This window comes from Amycolatopsis sp. NPDC088138 (assembly GCF_044741685.1).
Classification (GTDB): domain Bacteria; phylum Actinomycetota; class Actinomycetes; order Mycobacteriales; family Pseudonocardiaceae; genus Amycolatopsis.
In genome coordinates this window covers 706267-725990 of record NZ_JBIUTB010000006.1, presented here as the reverse complement: position 1 = coordinate 725990, position 19724 = coordinate 706267, and the positions used below count along the sequence as shown (strand labels likewise).

The 19724-nt window shown below is 71.6% G+C and carries 22 protein-coding genes; 12 read left to right on the top strand and 10 right to left on the bottom strand.

Going from position 1 to position 19724, the window contains the following annotated elements:
• Positions 1-47: 47 nt before the first annotated feature.
• Entirely contained in the window at positions 48-1022 is a 975-nt protein-coding gene (add, locus tag ACIOD2_RS35325) for an adenosine deaminase (protein WP_400548175.1), read from the top strand.
• On the opposite strand, the gene ACIOD2_RS35320 is transcribed toward add, so the two are convergent.
• Both ACIOD2_RS35320 and ACIOD2_RS35315 read right to left on the bottom strand, forming a co-directional pair.
• Positions 1000-2361 carry a VWA domain-containing protein gene (locus tag ACIOD2_RS35320; RefSeq protein WP_400548172.1) on the bottom strand — a complete coding sequence of 454 codons (1362 nt, stop codon included), beginning with the start codon at positions 2359-2361 and terminating at the stop codon, positions 1000-1002. The genes add and ACIOD2_RS35320 overlap by 23 nt on opposite strands.
• Positions 2358-3239: a MoxR family ATPase gene (locus tag ACIOD2_RS35315; protein ID WP_323331340.1), complete on the bottom strand. Its 882-nt coding sequence runs from the start codon at positions 3237-3239 to the stop codon at positions 2358-2360. The genes ACIOD2_RS35320 and ACIOD2_RS35315 overlap by 4 nt, the downstream gene beginning before the upstream one ends.
• A gap of 78 nt (positions 3240-3317) precedes the next feature.
• On the opposite strand from ACIOD2_RS35315, the gene mgrA reads away from it, so the two are divergent.
• The 4 genes from mgrA to ACIOD2_RS35295 all read left to right on the top strand — a co-directional run bounded on the left by mgrA (position 3318) and on the right by ACIOD2_RS35295 (position 6260).
• Complete coding sequence (gene mgrA, locus ACIOD2_RS35310) at positions 3318-4346, top strand: L-glyceraldehyde 3-phosphate reductase (protein ID WP_400548168.1); 1029 nt, start codon at positions 3318-3320, stop codon at positions 4344-4346.
• Positions 4347-4435: 89 nt separating this feature from the next.
• Entirely contained in the window at positions 4436-5101 is a 666-nt protein-coding gene (locus ACIOD2_RS35305; protein ID WP_400548165.1) for a TetR/AcrR family transcriptional regulator, read from the top strand.
• A gap of 14 nt (positions 5102-5115) precedes the next feature.
• Positions 5116-5985: a TIGR03564 family F420-dependent LLM class oxidoreductase gene (locus ACIOD2_RS35300; RefSeq protein WP_400548162.1), complete on the top strand. Its 870-nt coding sequence runs from the start codon at positions 5116-5118 to the stop codon at positions 5983-5985.
• On the top strand, positions 5982-6260 hold the full coding sequence (locus ACIOD2_RS35295) for a cyclic-phosphate processing receiver domain-containing protein (RefSeq protein WP_400548159.1): 279 nt from the start codon (positions 5982-5984) through the stop codon (positions 6258-6260). The genes ACIOD2_RS35300 and ACIOD2_RS35295 overlap by 4 nt, the downstream gene beginning before the upstream one ends.
• 393 nt (positions 6261-6653) lie before the next feature.
• Here ACIOD2_RS35295 and ACIOD2_RS35290 read toward each other — a convergent pair whose 3' ends face one another.
• The 4 genes from ACIOD2_RS35290 to sigC form a co-directional block, all read right to left on the bottom strand.
• On the bottom strand, positions 6654-7883 hold the full coding sequence (locus tag ACIOD2_RS35290) for a PucR family transcriptional regulator (RefSeq protein ID WP_400548920.1): 1230 nt from the start codon (positions 7881-7883) through the stop codon (positions 6654-6656).
• A gap of 139 nt (positions 7884-8022) precedes the next feature.
• Positions 8023-8478, bottom strand: coding sequence for a (2Fe-2S)-binding protein (locus tag ACIOD2_RS35285; protein ID WP_400548156.1), 456 nt, complete (start codon positions 8476-8478; stop codon positions 8023-8025).
• 15 nt (positions 8479-8493) lie between these two features.
• A complete protein-coding gene (locus ACIOD2_RS35280) occupies positions 8494-10731 on the bottom strand; it encodes a molybdopterin cofactor-binding domain-containing protein (RefSeq protein WP_400548153.1) in 2238 nt (745 codons plus the stop codon).
• 225 nt (positions 10732-10956) lie between these two features.
• Entirely contained in the window at positions 10957-11514 is a 558-nt protein-coding gene (gene sigC, locus ACIOD2_RS35275; RefSeq protein ID WP_400548150.1) for an RNA polymerase sigma factor SigC, read from the bottom strand.
• Between the two features lie 58 nt (positions 11515-11572).
• Here sigC and ACIOD2_RS35270 point away from each other — a divergent pair, with 58 nt between their 5' ends.
• Positions 11573-12271, top strand: a complete 699-nt coding sequence (locus ACIOD2_RS35270; RefSeq protein WP_400548147.1) for a zf-HC2 domain-containing protein — start codon at positions 11573-11575, stop codon at positions 12269-12271.
• Positions 12272-12394: 123 nt separating this feature from the next.
• Here the strand turns inward: ACIOD2_RS35270 and ACIOD2_RS35265 are convergent, their stop codons facing one another.
• The gene (locus ACIOD2_RS35265) at positions 12395-12907 is read right to left on the bottom strand and encodes a PadR family transcriptional regulator (RefSeq protein WP_400548144.1); all 513 of its coding nucleotides are present in this window, start codon (positions 12905-12907) and stop codon (positions 12395-12397) included.
• A 90-nt stretch (positions 12908-12997) separates the two neighbouring features.
• On the opposite strand from ACIOD2_RS35265, the gene ACIOD2_RS35260 reads away from it, so the two are divergent.
• On the top strand, positions 12998-13558 hold the full coding sequence (locus ACIOD2_RS35260; RefSeq protein WP_400548141.1) for a hypothetical protein: 561 nt from the start codon (positions 12998-13000) through the stop codon (positions 13556-13558).
• A gap of 5 nt (positions 13559-13563) precedes the next feature.
• Positions 13564-14862 carry a carotenoid oxygenase family protein gene (locus ACIOD2_RS35255; protein WP_400548138.1) on the top strand — a complete coding sequence of 433 codons (1299 nt, stop codon included), beginning with the start codon at positions 13564-13566 and terminating at the stop codon, positions 14860-14862.
• Positions 14863-14866: 4 nt separating this feature from the next.
• On the opposite strand, the gene ACIOD2_RS35250 is transcribed toward ACIOD2_RS35255, so the two are convergent.
• The gene (locus tag ACIOD2_RS35250) at positions 14867-15607 is read right to left on the bottom strand and encodes a DUF427 domain-containing protein (protein ID WP_400548135.1); all 741 of its coding nucleotides are present in this window, start codon (positions 15605-15607) and stop codon (positions 14867-14869) included.
• Between the two features lie 87 nt (positions 15608-15694).
• On the opposite strand from ACIOD2_RS35250, the gene ACIOD2_RS35245 reads away from it, so the two are divergent.
• The gene (locus ACIOD2_RS35245) at positions 15695-16894 is read left to right on the top strand and encodes an ROK family protein (protein ID WP_400548132.1); all 1200 of its coding nucleotides are present in this window, start codon (positions 15695-15697) and stop codon (positions 16892-16894) included.
• Between the two features lie 476 nt (positions 16895-17370).
• Here ACIOD2_RS35245 and ACIOD2_RS35240 read toward each other — a convergent pair whose 3' ends face one another.
• The gene (locus ACIOD2_RS35240; protein ID WP_400548129.1) at positions 17371-17832 is read right to left on the bottom strand and encodes a pyridoxamine 5'-phosphate oxidase family protein; all 462 of its coding nucleotides are present in this window, start codon (positions 17830-17832) and stop codon (positions 17371-17373) included.
• On the opposite strand from ACIOD2_RS35240, the gene ACIOD2_RS35235 reads away from it, so the two are divergent.
• Entirely contained in the window at positions 17831-18313 is a 483-nt protein-coding gene (locus ACIOD2_RS35235) for a MarR family winged helix-turn-helix transcriptional regulator (protein WP_400548126.1), read from the top strand. The genes ACIOD2_RS35240 and ACIOD2_RS35235 overlap by 2 nt on opposite strands.
• Before the next feature lie 51 nt (positions 18314-18364).
• Positions 18365-18694, top strand: coding sequence for a nuclear transport factor 2 family protein (locus ACIOD2_RS35230; RefSeq protein ID WP_400548123.1), 330 nt, complete (start codon positions 18365-18367; stop codon positions 18692-18694).
• Here ACIOD2_RS35230 and ACIOD2_RS35225 read toward each other — a convergent pair.
• A complete protein-coding gene (locus tag ACIOD2_RS35225; RefSeq protein ID WP_400548120.1) occupies positions 18691-19191 on the bottom strand; it encodes a PaaI family thioesterase in 501 nt (166 codons plus the stop codon). The genes ACIOD2_RS35230 and ACIOD2_RS35225 overlap by 4 nt on opposite strands.
• Positions 19192-19318: 127 nt before the next feature.
• On the opposite strand from ACIOD2_RS35225, the gene ACIOD2_RS35220 reads away from it, so the two are divergent.
• Entirely contained in the window at positions 19319-19717 is a 399-nt protein-coding gene (locus ACIOD2_RS35220; protein ID WP_400548117.1) for an ArsR/SmtB family transcription factor, read from the top strand.
• The last annotated feature ends 7 nt before the right edge of the window (positions 19718-19724 follow it).

The following is a 19724-nucleotide window of genomic DNA, read 5'->3' as shown; positions in this document are numbered from 1 at the left end:
GGAAAATCGCGAGCTCGAGCCCGGCCACGGCACCTAGGCTCACGATCATGCGCGACCTGGCCGCCCTGCCGAAGGCCCACCTGCACGTCCACCTGGAGAGCACGATCCGGCCGGGCACGCTCCGCGAGCTCGGCGCGGCCAACGGCGTCGACGTCCCGGCCGAGCAGCCCGTGTTCGACGGCTTCCGCGCCTTCGCCGACTACAACGCGCTCATCCGGTCCTGCCTGCAGCAGCCCGAGGACTTCGAGCGGATCGCCCGCGAGTACTGCGCCGACGAAGCCGCGCAGGGCACGCGCTACGCCGAGATCACGTTCACCGCGGCCGCCCACGGGGAACGCCTGGGTGACCCCGAAATGCCGCTCGCGTCCGTCCTCAAAGGACTCAAGGACAGCGGCGAGATCGAGTGGCGCCTGCTGCTGGACCACTCCCGCCGCCGCTCGGTCGAACGCGCCGAGCGCACCCTCGACCTCGCCCTGAAGTACGACGAGGTGTTCGCGATCGGCATGGCGGGCGAGGAAAACCACTCGCTCCGGCCGTTCGCGGCGCTCTTCGACAAGGCCCGCGCGGCCGGGATCCACCTGCTGCACCACACCGGCGAGGACGCCGGGCCGGACAGCATCCGCGAAGCCCTGGAAATCGGCCACACCGAACGGCTCGGCCACGGCATCCGCGTCCTCGACGACCCGGAGCTGACCGCCGAGGTCCGCGACCGCGGGCTCGCGCTGGAGGTCTGCCCGTCGTCGAACGTCACGCTGGGCCTGGTGCCGTCGCTGCCCGAGCACCCGCTCCCCCGGCTGCTCGACGCGGGCCTGCGGGTCACCCTGAACACCGACGTCCCGTCGGTCACCGGCGCGCAGCTGGCCGGGGAATACTCCCGCGTGCACCAGGCTTTCGGCTACGACGACGCCGCGATGGCGGAGTTCGCCCGGGCGAGCGTGCACGCGTCGTTCGCGCCCGAAGCGACGAAAACCCGGATACTGCAGGACATCGACGCGTGGCTCACACCGGCAGCAGGCGGGTGACCAGCGTCGAAAGCTGGTACACCGTGCGGCATTCGTGCATCTCCACGATGTCGGCGTACTCGAGTGCCGCCGAGTCGCCCGTCGACCACAGGGACCGGCGTTCCGGGTTCAGCCAGTAGACGTGCCGGGCGCGGGACTTGATCGCGCGGACGGCGTCCAGGTTCGGGTCGCCGCCGTTGGTGCGGGCGTCGCCGAGGATGAGCACCGACGTGCGCGGGCCGACCGCGTCGAGCCAGTTCGCGGTGAAGCCCGCCAGCGCGCCGCCGTAGTCGCTGTGGCCGTCCCAGCGCACCACCGCGGCTTCGGCGAGCATCCGTGCCCCGAGCTGCGCCGGGTCGGCGACGCCGGTGGTGACCAGGTGCGTGACCTCGTCGGTGCTGTCGACGAAGGCGAACACGCGGATCTTGCTGAACTGGTCGCGCAGCGCCTGCACCAGCAGCATGGTGAAGTTCGCGAACCCCGCCACCGAGCCGGAAAGATCGCACAGCAGCACGATTTCCGGCCGTCCGGGACGACGGTGGCGATACGCGGGACGCAGCGGCACACCGCCGGTCGAGAGTGAGCGCCGCAGCGTCCGGCGCAGGTCGATCTGCCCGCGTGTCGTGCGCTTGCGGCGGGCCGCGAGCCGGGTCGCCAGCTTGCGGGACAGCGGCTGGATCGTGCGCCGCAGCTCGGCGAGCTGGCTGCGGCTGGCGATGAGGAAGTCGACGCGATCGGCCGCGGGCGCGATGGCGTGCTTGGCGACGCGCTCCCGGCCGCGGACCTCGGCCGCGCGGCGGCGGGCTTCGGTGCGGACTTGGCCGCGGAAGCCTTCGACGCGGCGGCGGATCTCGTCGCGGTCGAGCCGGTCGGTGAACTCGCCGCGCGCGCCGCCCCCGCGCATCGCCGCGAGCACCCGGGCGATGAGCGTCTGCGGCTGCAGCCGGTCGAGCGTCTGGTGGGCCGAGAAGCCACCACCGGGACCGGACGAAGAGCCGTACTGGCCCAGCATGTCGACAGCGAGCCCGGCCAGCTGCGCGAGCGCCTGCTCGTCACCGTCGGTGAGGGCCGCCGCGAGCTGCTCCCGCAGCTCTTCGAGGGTCGTGTCCTCGCGGGCCCGTTCGGGCGCGCCGATCCCGGCCGGGAAGTACAGGTCGAACGCGGCGTCGAACACCGCGCGCTGCCCGCCGCGGCGGACCAGGGCCGCGGCCAGGCCCTCGCGGACCAGCTCGCGGTCGTCGAACCCGAGGACCTCCAGGGCCGCGGCGGCGTCGACCGTCTCGGCGGGGCCCGCCGGGATGCCCTGCACCCGCAGTGCCTTGACGAACGACGCGAGCCGCTCCGGCACGCCGCCGGTCACGACGCGTCCAGGACCTGTTCGAGCTGCAGCCCGGCGCCGGCCTTGGTGATGTCGTCCTGGTGCTTGAGCACGACGCCGAGGCTCTCCCGCACCACCTGTTCGCTGAGCGTGGACGCGCCGAGCGCGAGCAGTGTGCGCGCCCAGTCGATGGTCTCCGCCACCGAAGGCAGCTTCCGCAGGTCCATCGCCCGCAACGCGGCGATCACCCGGACGACTGAATCCGCGAGCGCGTCGTTGATGCCGGGCACCTTGAGCCGGACGATCTCGCGCTCCAGCTCCTCGTCCGGGAAGTCGATGTGCAGGAACAGGCAGCGGCGGCGCAGGGCCTCGGACAGCTCGCGCGTCGCATTGGACGTCAGCACGGCGAACGGCGCGCGCGTGGCGGTGATCGTGCCCAGCTCCGGCACGGTCACCTGGAAGTCGCCGAGCACCTCCAGCAGCAGGCCCTCGACCTCCATGTCGGCCTTGTCGGTCTCGTCGATCAGCAGCACGGTCGGCTCGTCCGAGGAGATCGCGGTGAGCAGCGGACGGCGCAGCAGGAACTCCTCGCCGAAGATGTCGGTGCGGGCCTCTTCCCACGTCTCGTCGCGGCCGGCGGTGATCCGCAGCAGCTGCTTCGCGTGGTTCCACTCGTACAGCGCACGGGCCTCGTCGATGCCCTCGTAGCACTGCAGGCGCACCAGCCGCGAGCCGCTGACCTGGGCGACGGCCTTGGCCAGCTCGGTCTTGCCGACGCCGGCGGGGCCCTCGACCAGCAGCGGCTTGCCGAGCTGGTCGGCGAGGAACACCGTGGTCGCCACCGCCGTCGACGCCAGGTAGCCGGCCTCGGCCAGTTTCGCCGACACATCGTCGACGGAGGTGAAGAATCCGGTGCCCACCGATGGCCTCCTAAGCGCTCGCTCACCCCGGACTGTACCGGACCGCCGGGTCCGTCCAGGACGGTTAGCATCGGCCGCGTGACCTACGTTGCGGCTTCCGGCCGATACGAATCGATCCCCTACCGGCGCTGCGGGCGGTCCGGGCTGAAGCTGCCCGCGATCTCGCTCGGGCTGTGGCACAACTTCGGCCACGACAAGCCCCTGCAGACCCAGCGCGACATCACCCGCCGCGCCTTCGACCTCGGCATCACGCACTTCGACCTGGCCAACAACTACGGCCCGCCCTACGGCTCGGCCGAGGAGAACTTCGGGCGGCTGCTGGCCACCGACTTCAAGCCCTACCGCGACGAGCTGGTGATCTCCAGCAAGGCCGGCTACGACATGTGGCCCGGCCCGTACGGCGAGTGGGGCTCCCGCAAGTACCTGCTGTCGTCGCTGGACCAGTCGCTCGGCCGGCTGGGCCTGGACTACGTCGACATCTTCTACTCCCACCGGTTCGACCCCGAGACGCCGCTGGAGGAGACGGTCGGCGCGCTCGACAGCGCCGTCCGCGCCGGGAAAGCGCTTTACGTCGGGATCTCCTCGTACAACTCGGAGCGGACCGCCGAGGCGGCGCGGCTGCTGCGCGAGCTCGGCACGCCGCTGCTGATCCACCAGCCGTCGTACTCGATGCTGAACCGCTGGATCGAGGAGGACGGCCTCCTCGACACCCTGGACGAGGCGGGCGCGGGCTGCATCGCGTTCTCGCCGCTGGCCCAGGGCCTGCTGACGGACAAGTACCTGACCGGCGTCCCGGAGGACTCGCGTGCCGCGCAGGGCAAGTCCCTCGACCCGGACACCCTCGACGACGACCGGCTGGGCCGCGTCCGCGCGCTCAACGAGATCGCCGGCCGCCGCGGGCAGTCGCTGGCCCAGCTCGCGCTGGCCTGGGCGCTGCGCGACCACCGCGTGACGTCGGTGCTGATCGGCGCGAGCAGCGTCAAGCAGCTCGAGGACAACGTCGGCGCGCTCGGCAACCTCGACTTCAGCTCCGAGGAGCTGACCGAGATCGACGGCCACGCGACCGACGCGGACATCAACCTGTGGAAGCGGTCTTCGGACAGCTGACCACCCGGGACGGCGGGGTGCTCGCGCGCCTCGCCGTTTTCCCGGCCTGACGTTTGACCAGATTTCGTATTTGGTCATACGATGGCGCCATGCCCCCTGCCGAAGACCGCGCCGAACGGGCCGAGCGGATCCTCGACGCCGCCGCCGAGCTGCTGCTGCGCGCCGGCTACCGCCGCACCACGATCGAGGACGTCGCCGAGCGGGCCGGTATCGGCAAGGGGACCGTCTACCTGCACTGGAAGAACCGCGAAGAGCTGTTCCTGGCGGTGTTGCTGCGGGAGTCCGTGCGCACCATCGAAGACCTCGTCCGGGCCATGGAGGCCGACCCGCTCGTCACCCGGCTCGCCACGCTCACCAAGATCCAGTACACGAACGTGCTGGCCCGCCCCCTGCTGCGCGCCGGGCACGCCGACGACGCCGGCACGCTCGGCAAGCTCCTGCCGAAGCTGCACGACCAGCTCGACCCGCGGCACGACGAGGCCTTCGTCGAGTACCTCGAGCTGCTGGCGGCCCACGACCTGCTCCGCACCGACCGGCCGGCCGGCGAGCTCGCCGTCGCCTACCGGGCGGTGCTGCACGGCTTCCTCGTCGGCAGTCCCCCGCCGGAGCCCGCGTTGGTCGCCGACACCGTCGCCCACGCCTTCGAGCCGCTGGCCGTCTCGACTACGCAGCTGCGCGCCGTCGCGCCGCGGGCCATCGCGCTGTTCACCGAATCCGTCGCGCTCGACCGGAAGCGGCTCGAGCGGGCTTACTAGAACTGGGGATGCAGATGCGCACCGGAATCCTGATCGACGAACTCGGCGTCGGCTTCGACGCCATGACCGCGCAAGCGCGCGAAGCGGCGAAGCTCGGCTACCGGACCCTCTGGCTGGCGCAGCGCGGCGGCTGGGACGCGCTCACGGCGTTGCCGGCGCTCGCCGCCGCGGCGCCCGGGTCCGAGCTGGGCACGTGCGTCGTGCCGACCTACCCGCGGCACCCGATCACCATGGCCGCGCAGGCGCTGACCGTGCAGGCCGCCACCGGCGTGCCGGTCCACCTCGGTGTCGGGCTGAGCCACCGGTACATCGTCGAGCACGAGTTCGGGTACTCCTACGACCGCCCGCTGCGGCACCTGCGCGAGTACCTGGAGGCGCTGAACCCGGTGCTGCGCGGGGAAAAGGCGGACGTCCACGGCGAGACGCTCACCGCGGCGGGCGGGGTCAACGCCCCGGGCGCCGGGCGGCCGTCCCTGCTGGTCGGCTCGGTGAGCCCGAAGTCGACCAAGCTGGCCGGCGAACTGGCCGACGGCGTGATCACGACCTGGGCGGGCCCGCGGGCGATCGGCGAGTTCGTGGTGCCGGCGCTGGGTGCGGAGTCGCGGGTCGTCTCCGGGCAGCTGATCTGCGTGACGTCCGAAGTGGACGAACGCCGCGCCTGGGTCGAGGAGACGTACGGCGCGGCCGCGAGCGTCCCGGCCTACCGCGCGGTCCTGGACCGCGACGGCTACGCGCGGGTGTCGGACAGCGCGATCGTCGGCGACGAGGAAACCGTGCGACGCCAGGTGAAGGCGCTCGAAGACGCGGGCGCGACCGAGCTGCTGGTGATGCCGTTCGGCCCGGCCGAGGACCAGGCCCGCACCCGCGAGCTCCTGGCGTCGTGAGCCGCCTCTGGGTCGACGACCTCCGCCCGGCGCCGCCCGGCTGGACGTGGGCGAAGACGAGCGCGGCGGCGATCGAACTGCTCGAAGCGGACGACTTCGCCGCGATCTCGCTGGACCACGACCTCGGCGGCGACGACACGACCCGCCCGGTCGTGCTCTGGCTGTGCGAGCACGACCGCTGGCCGCCGGAGGTGCACGTCCACACCGCGAATCCCGTCGGCCGCGAATGGCTCACCGGAATGGCCCGGCGCTACGGCCCTGGCGTCCGCCCCTGACTCCGCGCCGGAACGCTGTGAAGTCCGTGTGAGGCGATGCATCTTTCCTAGCGAAAGTGACGACCGGGCCAACGCGGCGCCACAGCCCAGGCGTCCGCCCCTGACCCCGCTGCCCACCGGAACGCCGTGAAATCCGCGTGAGGCAATGCATCTTTCCTAGCGAAAGTGACGACCGGGCTAGCGCGGCGCCACAGCCCAGGCGCCCACCCCGACCCCGCACAGCGCCAGAAAGCCGTGAAACCCGCGTGAGGCAACGCATCTTTCCTAGCGAAAGTGACGACCGGGCTAGCGCGGCGCCACAGCCCAGGCGCCCACCCCGACCCCGCACAGCGCCGGAAAGCCGTGAAGTCCGCGTGAGGCGACGCATCTTTCCTAGCGAAAGTGACGACCGGTCTAGCGCGGCGCGGGGAGGTGGGCCGCCTCCGGGAAGAGGTTCAGGGCGCGCAGGGCCGCGCCCAGCTCGGCGATGTCCGCCGGGTCGGTCAGGGAGCGGCCCAGTTCCTCGGTGATGCGCTTGAGGCGGTGGCGGATCGTGTTGGGGTGGCAGAACATCCGCTCCGACGTCAGCTTCGTCGAGCCCTGGCAGTCGAACCAGGCGCGCAGGGTCAGCAGCAGCACGTTGCGGTCGTCACCCGGCAGGTCGAGGACCGGCTGCAGCACGTGGTGCGCCAGCTGCACCGACGCCTCCGGCGAGCTGGCCACCAGCCCGGCCAGCGGCGACTCGGTGAACTGCACCAGCCCCGGCGTGCCCGGCGCCAGGCTGGACAGCGCCACCCGCGCGAGGTGCAGCGCGCGGGCGGTGTTGGCCAGGCCGGTGAACACCGGGCTCGTCCCGACGCGGCCGACCGGGTGCTCCCGCACCAGCTCCACGATCGCCTTCGACGCGCTCGGGTCGCGCAGGGACACCACGCCGACCTGCAGGTCCGGGGTGAGCCGCCAGGCCGACGCGTGGTGGCGCTCCCGCAGCCGCGCCTCGATCTGCGGCAGCGGTTCCTGGCCCAGCCGCGGGGTTTCCGCGGCGACCACGACGAACGTGCCGTCCAGCGACAGGTCCAGCACCCGGGCGATGTCCCACAGCGTGCCCTCGGTCGCGGAGCCGCCCGCGAACAGCGCCTCGACGAGTGCCGAGCGCCGGTTCTGGTGCGCCACCAGTACTTCCGCGGTGGTGTCCCGGTAGGACGTCGTGAGCGCTTCGGCCAGATCGTCGATGAGGGCCCAGATCGCCGTCGTCGCGGCGACGAGCCCGGCGAGGTCCTGCGACGAGCCGCGGGCGGTCAGCGTCACGAACTCCTGCCAGACCTCGGTCAGCCCGATCCGGTAGGCCCGCAGCAGCTCCGGCAGCGGCGCACCCGACAGCGCCCGCGCCCGGCCGGTCGCGCGGGCCTGGGACAGGTCCGGGACGTCCGAGCCGCGCAGCGTCCGCATCACGTGGTCGAGGTTGGCGCGCACGGAGTTCCGCAGCTCGGCGTGCGTGACGAACCGGGCGTCCTGGTACACCGGCATCTCGGCGCGGATCCGGCGGACGGTGCGCTCGATCAGCTCGGGCAGCTTCCGCTCGACCTCGGCGGTCAGCGTGGCGACGGTCGGCGCGAGCCCGTCGGCCAGCAGCGCCTGGTAGTGCATGGTGCCTCCGGTACCCCGGGCCTCTTCGTCGAGGTCCGAGACCGACATCTAACCTGAAAGCACCCGCCACGACCGGGTGAACTTTCTCCAAGATCCGCGGATGCGGAGATTATTTTGTAGAACCTCCGCATCCGCGTGCTCACATCTTGGCGGCGGCGCTCTTGATCGCCTCCCGGATCCGGAAGTACGTCCCGCAGCGGCAGACGTTCTCGATCGCGTCGATCTCGGCGTCGGTCGGGTTCTTCGTCTTCTTCAGCAGCGCGACGGCGGCCATGATCTGCCCGGGCTGGCAGTAGCCGCACTGCGCGACGTCCTGCTCCAGCCAGGCCTCCTGGACGGGGTGCAGGTTCTCGCCGTCGGCGAGCCCCTCGATCGTGGTGACCTCCTTGCCCGCGCAGTCGGAAACCGCGGTGACGCAGGGGTTGAACGCCTCGCCGTCGAGGTGGCTGGTGCAGGCCTTGCAGACGTTGATGCCGCAGCCGTACTTCGGCCCGCGGACCTTGAGCTTGTCGCGCAGCGCCCACAGCATCGGCAGGTCGGCGGGCGCGTCCACGGTGACGGTCTTCCCGTTCACCACGAAGGTGTAGTTCGGCATGGTGGGGAACTCCTGTCAGCGCGGGAACGGTTCGAAGTCGACCGGGAACGTGATCGGGAAGCTGCGGGGCTTGATCCCGGTGGCGCGCGCGTAGGCGTTGGCGATCGCGCCGACCGGCGCCGGCAGGCCGAGCTCGCCCGCGCCGCCAATGTCGTCGCCGGTGGCGGGCATGACGTGCACGGTGACGTCCGGCGGCGAGTTCTTCTGCCGCGCGTAGTGGAACTGCGAGTAGCTGCCCTCCAGCGGCAGGCCCTTGTCGATGTGCAGGCCCGCGGTGAGCGTCGTCGAGATCGCGTCGGTCAGGCCGCCGAGCATCTGCGCCTGGATGCCGCGCGGGTTCACCGGCTTGCCGACGTCCACCGCGATGGTCGCCTTGGTGACCCGCGGGTACTTCGGGTCGCGCGCGTCGAGCTCGACCAGGCAGGCCGTGTAGGACTTGTACTCGCCGTGCACCGCGATGCCCTGCGCGAAGCCCTTCGGCATCTTCTTGCCCCACTCGCCGAGCTCGGCGACCTTGTCGAGCACCGCGCGCTGGCGGTCGACCTTGATGAACTCGCGGCGGAACTGCAGCGGGTCCTTGCCGAGCTTCGCGGCGATCTCGTCGACCATGATCTCCTCGGCGCCGCGGGTGTTGGCCGAGTACACCGAGCGCCACGCCGCGGTGTGGAACTTCAGCGGCACCTCGTTGAGCAGCTGCGTGGTGACGCCGAAGTTGTACGGCGACTTGATCGTCAGCAGGAACACCGTCTGCGCGAAGCTCAGGTTCCCGGCGACGGGCAGCTTCGCCGCGAACGCCGTGAGGATCTCGCCGAGGCCGTGGCTCCAGTCGGTTTCGACGCTGGCGACGCGGTGCTCGAACGTGAGCACCTGCCCGAGGGCGAAGGTGGCGCGGATCTTGTGGTGGCTCGCCGCGCGGGCGCGGCCGTGGCGCATGTCGTCGATCCGGCTCCACATGAGACGGACGGGCTTCTTCATCGCCTGCGAGATGTGCGCGGCTTCGAGTGCGGCGTCGAAGAACAGCCGGCGGCCGAAGGACCCGCCACCCTGCTGGACGTGCACGGTGACCTGGTTCACCGGCAGCCCCAGCTCCTGCGCGATGGTCTGCTTCGCCACGATCGGCGACTTCAGCCCGGCCCAGATCGTGGCGCTGCCTTCGCGGACGTCGGCGACCGCGGAGTTCGACTCCATCGGCGCGTGGCTGGCGAAGGCGAAGTCGAACTCGCCGTCGACGTACTGCGTCAGCAGCGGCGGCACGACGAACGGCAGCGCGGCGTCGTGCAGCTTCTTCTTGATGGTCTCGTTGTTCTCGGCGTCGACGGTGCCCGGGCCCCAGGTGACGTCGAGGGCGTCCTTGCCGTCGAGGGCCTGGCCGAACGTCTCGGCCATCACCGCGACGCCGGTCTTCACGACGGCGATGTCGATGATCCCCGGCATCGCCCGCACCGCGGCTTCGTTGTTGACCTTCTTGACGGTGCCGTTGATCGTCGGCGGGCGCCGCACCATCACCGGGTTCGCGCCGGGGACGTCCAGGTCGAGGGTGTAGACCTGCTGACCGGTCACCATCGCGCGGGCGTCCTTGCGCGAGGTCGGCGTGCCGACCAGGGTGTGCGCGGACTCGGCCTTCGGCTGCACGACGCCGATGCTGAGGCCGGAGCGGGACGCGGGCCCGGCGAGCGTGCCGTAGCCGGCCTTGCGGCCGTCCGGCGCCCACACCGCACCGTCGCGTGTGGACAGTCGCGACGCGTCGGTCCCCCACTGGGCCCCGGCGGCGGCCATCATCCGGGCGCGCGCGGTCGCCGCGGTGGCGCGGACCGGGTCGTAGAGCGAGCGCATCGTGTTGGAGCCGCCGGTGAGCTGGTTGAACAGCAGCTCGGTGCGGGCGTCGGCGAGCACGACGTCGACGCGGTCCAGCGGCAGGTCCAGCTCTTCGGCGACGAGCATCGCGTTCGCCGTGGTGATCCCCTGGCCGACCTCGCACCGGGGCAGCTGCAACCGCGCCCGGCCGTCGGCGGTCATCTCGAGCACCAGCAGCCCGGCCGTCGGCACGCCCGACAGCGTCAGCACGTCGCCGAGGTCGAGGATCTCGGCGGGCTGCGGCAGCGTCGGGATCGAGGCCTCGGCCACGGACGGCGCGACGGCGTCCGCGGTCAGCTTGGTGGCGATGGTGAGGGTCGGCGCGGCGACGAGGTAGGTCAGGAAGCGGCGGCGGCCGACCTGCCCGGGGTCGGCGGACTCGGTGGTGGGACTGGCCATCGGGAATCCCTTCGGGTGCTCCGGCGTGCGGCGGCACAGCACGGAACGGAGCGGCGTGGTGGGGAGGCGGGGACCTCGTGACCCGGGTCACGCTAAGCAGGCGTTGTCAGGGCGTCAACGCGGCGTAGTCGTGCCAGGCCATCTCTGTGACGAGATGACAGCGGAGGCCGCCGAATGTGTGCGCCGCCACAGTGCCGGACGGCGCAAGCGATTGCGCCGTGCGGGTCAGCCGGCGTCGGAACCGCGGGCGCGCCGGGCCTGGATCAGGTCCTCGCGAGCCCGCGCGACGCGGGAGCGGACGGTGCCGACCGGGCAGCCGCAGACGTCGGCGGCCTCGGCGTAGGACAGGCCGAGGACCTGGGTCAGCACGAGCACCTCGCGCCGCTCGGGGTCCAGGCCGTCGAGGAGCAGGCCCAGCTCGACGAGCTCTTCGAAGCCGGCCGCGGTGTCGCGGGTGCGTTCGGCGGCGGCTTCCCAGTCGGTGTCGGCGATCTTGGGCCGGGCACCCGCGGCCCGGATCTGGTCGACGACGACCCGCCGTGCGATCGACAGCAGCCAGGTCCGTGAAGACGAGCGCCCCGCGAAGCGGCGAAGGCTGCCGAAGGCGCGAAGGTAGGTCTCCTGCGTCAGGTCGTCGGCCTGGGCCGCGTCGGTGAGGTGCGCGAGGAAGCGCCAGACGTCGGCCTGCGTCGCGCGGACCCACTCCTCCAGCGCCCGGCGGTCGCCGCGGCCGGCGGCCAGCGCGAGGGCCGTGACGCGCTCGTCATCCTCACCACGGGTCATGACGGCGACGCTAGCAGTGACCGGGAACCTTCCGCCCCGGCCTTCCGACTACTGGGAGGTGAGGTGCGAAGAATGCCGCGAAGGGCTGTCGGCGAGGCTCGACGGCGAGACCGAGCCGGGTCCGCCGGGCGCGGTCGACCGGCACCTGGACGGCTGCGCGGCGTGCCGCGACTGGTTCACCGGCGCGCAGCGGCTGCGGCGGGCGATGCTGCTGCGCCCGGCCCCGGCGGTCCCGGACCTCACGGCGTCGATCCTCGAGCGCACGCCCGCCCCGGCCGGTGAGGGCTGGGGCCTGCGGATCGCGCTGGCCGTGGTGGCGATCGCCCAGCTCGGGCTGGCGTTCGCGCAGCTGCTGGGCACGACGCACGACGCGATGCCGGGACACCTGGCCCACGAGAGCGGCGCGTGGAACCTGGCGGTGGGCATCGGATTGCTGACGGCGGCGCTGCGCCCGCGGCTGGCGGGCGGTCAGCTGCCGCTGCTGACGGGGTTCGTCGGGGTGCTGTTCGCGCTGTCGGCGGGTGACCTGGCGACGGGTCAGGTGACGGTGGCCCGGCTGGCGACGCACGTACTGGTGGTGCTGGGACTGGCTTTGCTCTACGCGGTCCACCGCGCGCACCGGAACCGCAACGCGCCACTCCCCGCGGCGACGGCCGACTCGGGGACGGCGACCTCGGGCGCCGCGCCGGAGGGTCCCGCGGCCCGCCCACGTCCCCGCCCCTTCCGCCGCCAGGCCCACGGTCACCACGCGGCTTGACCCGAGCGCCCCAAGGCGGCCTTGGTTGCGTCCGACGCACCGAAGGCCGCCTTGGGTGCGTCTGACGCACCGAAGGCCACATTGGGGCGTTCGGGGCCCGCGGTATAGAGCGTTATACGCGGGTCAGTCGATCTGCTTGACGGCCCACTCCGACCATTCGCGGCTCATCGCGGAGAAGCGTTTGCCCCACTCCAGGACCAGGCGGCCGTACTGCGCCGCGTTGTCGTCGCCCCAGTCGATCGACGCTTCCAGCTCCGTGAGCCGCTCTTCGCGCTCGCGGCTGTTCTCGCCCATGTACTCGATGAACTTCCGCGCCTCGCCAGGCGGAACCGAGCCCAGGAAGTAGACGCGCAGCAGCACCTCGTTGCGCGGGGACCGGTTGGGCTTGACCTCGACCAGCCAGTGCCGCAGTTCCACGCGGCCGGCGCTGGTGATCTCGTACTCCTTGCGCCCGCGCGGGCCTTCGGCGAGCACGCGGATCAGGCCCGCCTTCTCGAGTTTGCCGAGCTCGCCGTAGAGCTGGCTCTGCGTCGCCGCCCAGACGTTGGACATCGCCTGGTCGAAGCGTCTCAGCAGGTCGTAGCCGCTGGCCGGCGCCTCGTCCAGCATCCCGAGGACAGCGTGTCGAAGGCTCATGACGTCACTCTACCTTCCACTATTGACATGTCAAAGCAGGAGCCTCTACGTTTGACCTGTCACAGTTGGAACGTCATGGGGAGGCCGGACATGAACTACCTCAAGAGCTTCGTCCCGTGGATCGCCTTCGCGATCGTCGCCACGCAGTTCGACTGGCGCTGGTCGGGCCTGACCGGGCTCGTCCTGGCGGCCGGCCTGCTCGTCATGGCCCGCCGCGAAGGCCGCAAGGCGGACACGCTGATCATCGAATGGAGCGCACTCTCCTTCTTCGTGCTGCTCACCGCGGTCGCGTTCAGCTTCCCGGCGTCACCGCTGAAGACCTACACCGGCGCCCTCACCGACGCCTGGCTGGCGCTCACCGCCTGGGGCTCGATCCTCCTGCGGCGCCCGTTCACCCTCGGCATCGCGCGGACGATGACCCCGCCGGAGCTGTGGGAGAACCCGGCCTTCAAGCGCGTCAACCTGATCATCACGCTCGTGTGGGCCGCGAGCTTCACGATCACCGGCCTGGCCGGCATCGCGCTGCTGAACTACGCCCCGCACGCGACGGCCGCGCTGATCGCGCTCAAGGTCCTCGGCTTCGCCGTGCCCGTCGCCTTCACCATCCGCTACCCGCGCATCGTGCGCGCCCGCGCCCAGAAAGCCGCGTGACCACCATGACCACCACCGACTTCCACCTGAGCGGGGCCTACGCGCCCGTCCACGACGAGCTGACCGCGGCCGACCTGCCGGTGACCGGCGCGCTGCCGCCCGAGCTGACCGGCTGGTACCTGCGCAACGGCCCCAACCCGCGTACCGACAGCCAGCACTGGTTCACCGGCGACGGCATGGTCCACGGCGTCCGCCTCGAAAACGGCCGCGCCGCCTGGTACCGCAACCGCTGGGTGCGCACGGAAAGCTTCGACGACCCGGAATCGGCGCTCTACAACGCCGACGGCTCCCGGAACCTGCGCACCAGCGTCGCGAACACCCACGTCGTCAACCACGCCGGCCGGACGCTCGCGCTCGTCGAGTCGTCGCTGCCGTACGAGATCACGACCGAGCTGGACACCGTGGGCGCGTACGACTTCGGCGGCGAACTGGCCGACTCGATGACCGCGCACCCGAAGATCTGCCCCACCACCGGGGAACTGCACTTCTTCGGCTACGGCAGCATCACCGCGCCGCACGTGAGCTACTACCGCGCCGACGCGAGCGGGAAGCTCGTCGTCCGGCAGCCGATCGACGTGCCGGGCCTGACGATGATGCACGACTTCGCGCTCACCGCGTCCCACGCGGTGTTCTACGACCTGCCGGTGGTGTTCGACCGCGCGTCCGTGGGCCAGGGCATGCCCTACCGCTGGGACGCCGGCTACGGCGCCCGCCTCGGCGTGCTGCGCCGCGACGACCCGGCCGGCGGCGTCCGCTGGTTCGACGTCGAACCCTGCTACGTCTTCCACACGCTGAACGCCCACGACACCGCGGACGGCCGGATCGTGGTGACCGTCGTCCGCTACGACCACCTGTGGTGGGAGGGGCACGACCCCGCGCGCGGGGTGCTGTGGCGCTGGACGCTCGACCCGGCGACCGGCCGCGTCACCGAGGAACGGCTCGACGACCGTCCGGCGGAGTTCCCGCGGATCGACGACCGGTTCGCCGGTTCCGATGTCCGTTTCGGGCACGTCACGCAGTCCGGCGAGGACGGCGAGCAGAGCTTCCTGCGCCGCCACGACCTGCACACCGGCACGTCCGAGGCGCACGTGTTCGCGCCCGGCCACGTCCCCGGCGAAGCCGTCTTCGTCCCGGCCGAAGGCGGCGAAGGCTGGCTGCTCACCTACGTCTACAACGCCGCCGAAGACCGCAGTGACCTCGTGGTCTTCGACGCCGGGAACGTCACGGGCGCGCCGGTCGCCGCCGTCCACCTGCCGCAGCGCGTGCCCGCGGGGTTCCACGGGAACTGGCTGCCGGACGCGTGAGCGGTCAGGCGAACTTGGTCTTGGGCCGCTCCTGCAGGACATCGTCCACGTAGACGTCGACCTTCTCGTCGAGGAAGGCGACCAGCCCGGCGACGCGGGTGCTCTCCGGCAGCGGCGTCGGGTAGCTCCAGGCGAGATCCTCGTGCCCGGCCACCGAGAAGTACTCCGTCGCCCCCTTGTACGGGCAGTGCGTCACGGTCGGGGTCTTCTCGAGCAGATCCATCCGGACGTCCACGCGCGGCAGGTAGTAGCGGGTGGGCAGGTTGGTCTCGAACAGCAGGTGCGCGCGGACCGTGTCGGCCACGGTCACGCCGCCGACCTCGATCCGGACGTGCCGCGAGCTCGGCAGGATGTCGACGCGGACCCCGGGGTCCCGCGGGTGCGTGAAGATCTGCTCGTCCTCTTCGAACCAGTCGAACGCGGCGAAGTCGAACCGCACGTGGTCGCGAAGCTCCTCGATGGGCGAATCCGGGTACTCCAGCGCGCCGTCCACCGCCTCGGACCCGGCAACCTTTATCGTCGACAGAACACCTTCTCCCCGGCTGGGCGAGTGCGACGTCCGGCCGGAGGGGGTGAGAAGACCGCTCTCCACGTCCGCGCGTGGGAAGTAGTACGTGGGGTAGTACGGAACTTCCCACACCAGGAGGGGGTGCACCGTGTCCGCGACGACCTGCCCGCCGAGGAACACCCGTACCCGCTTCGCGCCTTGTGCCACGCGGACCCGCCCGCGCACCGGAGTGCTCATGTGCCGGTCAACGGGCGCCGGCCTGGGCGTATTCCTCCCGGCCGGCAAGACGGCAGGGAGTACGAAGATGACTGGAGGCGGGCACGGGTGGCCGGCGTAGAAACACCCACGGTCGGGACCCCCGCCGGGATGCGCAAGATCAACCAGCGGGCGGTGCTGGACCTGCTGCGCCGCAGCGGCCCGGCGACCCGGCCGCAGGTCGCGAAGGACACCGGGCTGTCGAAGCCGACGGTCAGCCAGGCGCTGCTGGCGCTCGAGGCGGCCGGGCTGGCGCGCCCGACCGGGCACACGTCCACCGGCACCGGGCGCTCCGCGGTGCTGTACGAAGCCGACCCGACCGCGGGGTACGTGCTGGGCGTCGACATCGGCCGCGAGCACATCCGCGTCGCCGTCTCGGACCTCGGCCGCACGCTCGTGGCGCGCCGCGACGAACGCAACTCGGCGCGCTCCGGCGCGGCGCTGGTCGCCGCGGTGGGCCGGATCGCGGCCGACGCCGTCGCCGAGGCGGGCCTGACGGCCGACGACATCGTTGTCCGCGTCGTCGGCTCCCCCGGCGTCGCCGACCCGGACAAGCGCTGCTTCCGGCACGCGCCGAACCTGCCGGGCTGGGGCCGGGCCGGGCTGATCGACGACCTCGAGGCCGCGCTGGGCCCGGACCTGAAGGTGGAGAACGACGCGAACCTCACCGCCGTCGGCGAGGGTGAGAGCGGCGCCGCGCGGGGTGCGTCGGTGTTCGGCTGCATCACGATCGGCACCGGCGTCGGCATGGGCATGATGGTCGACGGCCGGGTGTTCCGCGGCGCCACCGGCGCGGCGGGCGAGATCGGCTACCTCCCGTACGGCCGCACGCGCGCGTCCGACTCCCCGGGCCTGCCGCCGACCCGCGGCCACCTGGAGGAGGCGACGGCGGCCCAGTCGGTCGTCCGCGGCGCGCGCGAACTCGGCCTGGGCACAGCGAAATCGGCCCGCGAGGTGTTCCGCCTGGCCCGCGAAGGCGACGAGCTAGCCCGCCGCGCGGTGGAGACGGAGGCGGACCGCCTGGCGTACACGGTCGCGTCGGTGGCGGCGGTGATCGACCCGGAGCTGATCGTCCTGGGCGGCGGCATGGGCACGGCGGCCGACCTGCTGCTGGAACCGATCGACCGCGCCCTGCGCGCGTTCACGCCGCTGGTCCCGAAGGTGGTCCAGGGCGAACTGGGCGAGGACGCCGTGCTGACGGGCGCGATCAGCGTGGGACTGCGGGCGGCCGAAGGCCTGGTCTTCGAGCGCCGGGTCGGCGCTGCCTGACTTTCCCAAGCCGTGAAGGGCACCTTTAGGACTTTCAGTGCCGTGGGGGGCACCTTCAGGGACATATAAGCCATGAGGGGCACCCTCAGGACTTTCAGTGCCGTGAGGGGCACCCTTAGGGACATATAAGCCTGAGGGGCACCTTCAGGACTTTCAAGCCGTGAGGGGCACCCTCATGGCCTTAGGCGCCATGGGGTGCTCTCATGACTTCCGAAGCCGTGAGGGGCACCTTCACGGCTTCAATACCGTGAGGGGCACCCTCACGGCTTATATGTCCATGAGGGTGCCCCTCACGGCTTGCTGCGATCTCCGAGCCACCCCACAGCGACCGCCGCGGCAGCCGGTCCGCGGTGCCCGGGATGGCGGTAGCCGACCTGGCGCCGGCGATCGGGGCCGGACCACCGCGGGCTGCGGCCGACCGACGACGAAGTGACATGCGGCCGGAACCGGCCGCCCAAAGGACAGTTGAAGCTGTTCTAAGCCGCGCGCCAGGCTTCGCCGCCCGTGGAGACCCGCCACGGGGTCAAGCGCAGCACCGTGATCTTCGGGTCCAGATGGTCGTCGCCGCCCAGGATCTTCGGGTTGTAGCCCAACGGCTCCGGCGTCGAGGCGAACAGGTCCCACAGGTACTTGCGCGTTGCCTCGTCGTCGGCGAAGTCCGCCCGGCACTCCGCCACCGCCACTTCGTGCTGCGGGTCCCAGTACGAGCAGGACACGTACGGCGACGCCGTCAGGTGCGCGACCTTCAGCGGCGTCGGGCGGGTGAACAGCCAGCCCGCCAGGCCTTCCGGCGTCTGCTCCCAGATCGGGTGGACGACCCGGGACCGCGGCCGGCCGCGGCGGTCGACCGTCACCAGCGTGCACCACACGATCCGGTGCGCCACGCGCACGAACTCCTCGGCCAGCTCGGCCGGAACTCTGCTAGATTCCACAACCATGGTTGTGCATCCTACGGCAGACTCCCTCGATCTGTCACTCACCGCCCTCTTCGCGGGCTGGGCGATGACCGACGAGGTCCAGCGGCGGCTGGCCGGGCAGGGCTTCGGGGACCTGCGCTTCAACGACGGCGTCGTCATCCAGCACGTCCTGGCCGCGCCGCTGTCCATCACCGCGCTGGCCGAGCGGATGGGGGTGACGCAGCAGGCCGCTTCGAAGGCCGTCGCCGACCTCGAACGACGGAACCTCGTGCGCCGCGAGCCCGATCCGGACGACGCGCGGACCAAGCTGCTGCACCTCACCGAGCACGCCCGCGACGCCGTCGAAGCGACGCGCACGCTCCGCCAAGGCCTCCAAGAAGAACTGCTCGCGGAGTACGGCGCCGACCGCGTCGAGGACGCCCGGAAACTCCTGGCCTCGGTCATCGGCCGTTACGGCGGCGGCGACGCCGTTCGCGGCCGCCGGGTCCGCCCGCCGCGGTGATTACCCGCGACGTAATCGACGGCCACGCCCGGAAAGGCCAGCATCAAAACCATGAGCCGAACCAACCGCGAAATCGTCGTCGAATGCCTCGAGAACCTGTTCGTGCACAAGGACATCGACGCCGCGAAAGCCGTCCTGCACCCCGATTTCACGACCCACAGCCCCGGCCTCCCCTCGGGCCGGGACGCGTTCACCGAAGCCGTGACGAACTCGCCGCTCATGGGCGGGACCACGACGATCGAGCACGTCGTCGCCGAGAACGACCTCGTCGTGGCCCACCTGCGGGTCCAGCTGCCGGGGAGCACCTACGCCGTCGTCGACATCCTGCGTGTCGAAGACGGCCTGCTCGTCGAGCACTGGGACGTGAAGGAAGCTCGCTAGCGGGTGATGACGCAGGTCCCCGACGCCGTCGCGAGCAGCTTGCCCTCGGCGTCGCGGATCTCGCCCTCGGCGAAGGCGATCCGCGAGCCTTCCTTGACCACGCGCCCGGTCGCCCGGATCTCGCCGCGCCCGGCGTGGATCGCCCGCAGGTAGCTCACCTTGAGCTCCACCGACGAGTAGCCGACCCCGGCCGGCAGCGTCGAATGCACCGCGCAGCCGACCACCGAGTCCAGCATCGTCGCCGCGACGCCGCCGTGGACCATCCCGATCGGGTTGTACATCGACTCGTCCGGTTCGACGACCGCGACGACCTCGCCGTGCCCGATGCTTTCCCAGCGCAGCCCGAAGTGCGCGGCGATCGGCGGGCCGGGGATGCGGCCCTCGGCGATCGCTGTCAGGTACTCGAAACCCGTCATCGTCAGGCCGAGCCGGGCGGTCTCCAGCGGGTCCTGCCAGGTGATCGTCTTCGAGCGGGTCTCGGCGGCGACATCGGTCATCTTCGGCTCCCAAGAACTATGACAAGCGTCTTAACGCCAGCGTCGTCCGGACACCCCGGCGCCGTCAAGCGGCGCGTGACCCAGGCCACCGGTGGTCCACCCCGGCCCCGGGTGGAATCATCCGGGGGTGAGCACCGACCCCGGCCGCAAGCTGATCGACCCGGAACGGGTGGCCGCCGCGGTCGACGGACTCGGCGACCGCGGCGTCATCGAGCAGTGGGCCCAGCGCTTCTCCGTCGTCGCCGACCCCTCGCGGCTCGCGCTGCTCGTCTCGATCCACTACGCGCGGGAAATCAGCGTCACCGATCTGGCCGCGGTCACCGGCATGACGGACACGGCGGTTTCGCAGGCCCTGCGGCTGCTGCGGGCGCACGGCCTGGTCACCACGCGGCGCGACGGGCGGGTGGTGCGCTACCGGCTCGCGGACGCGACCGTGCACGAACTGATCCACCGCGTGCGGCCCCACCCCGAAGAGCACCCCGGAAAGCACCCGGGGGAATCCACGGGTCCGGGCGAGGACCGGTAGCGTGCGG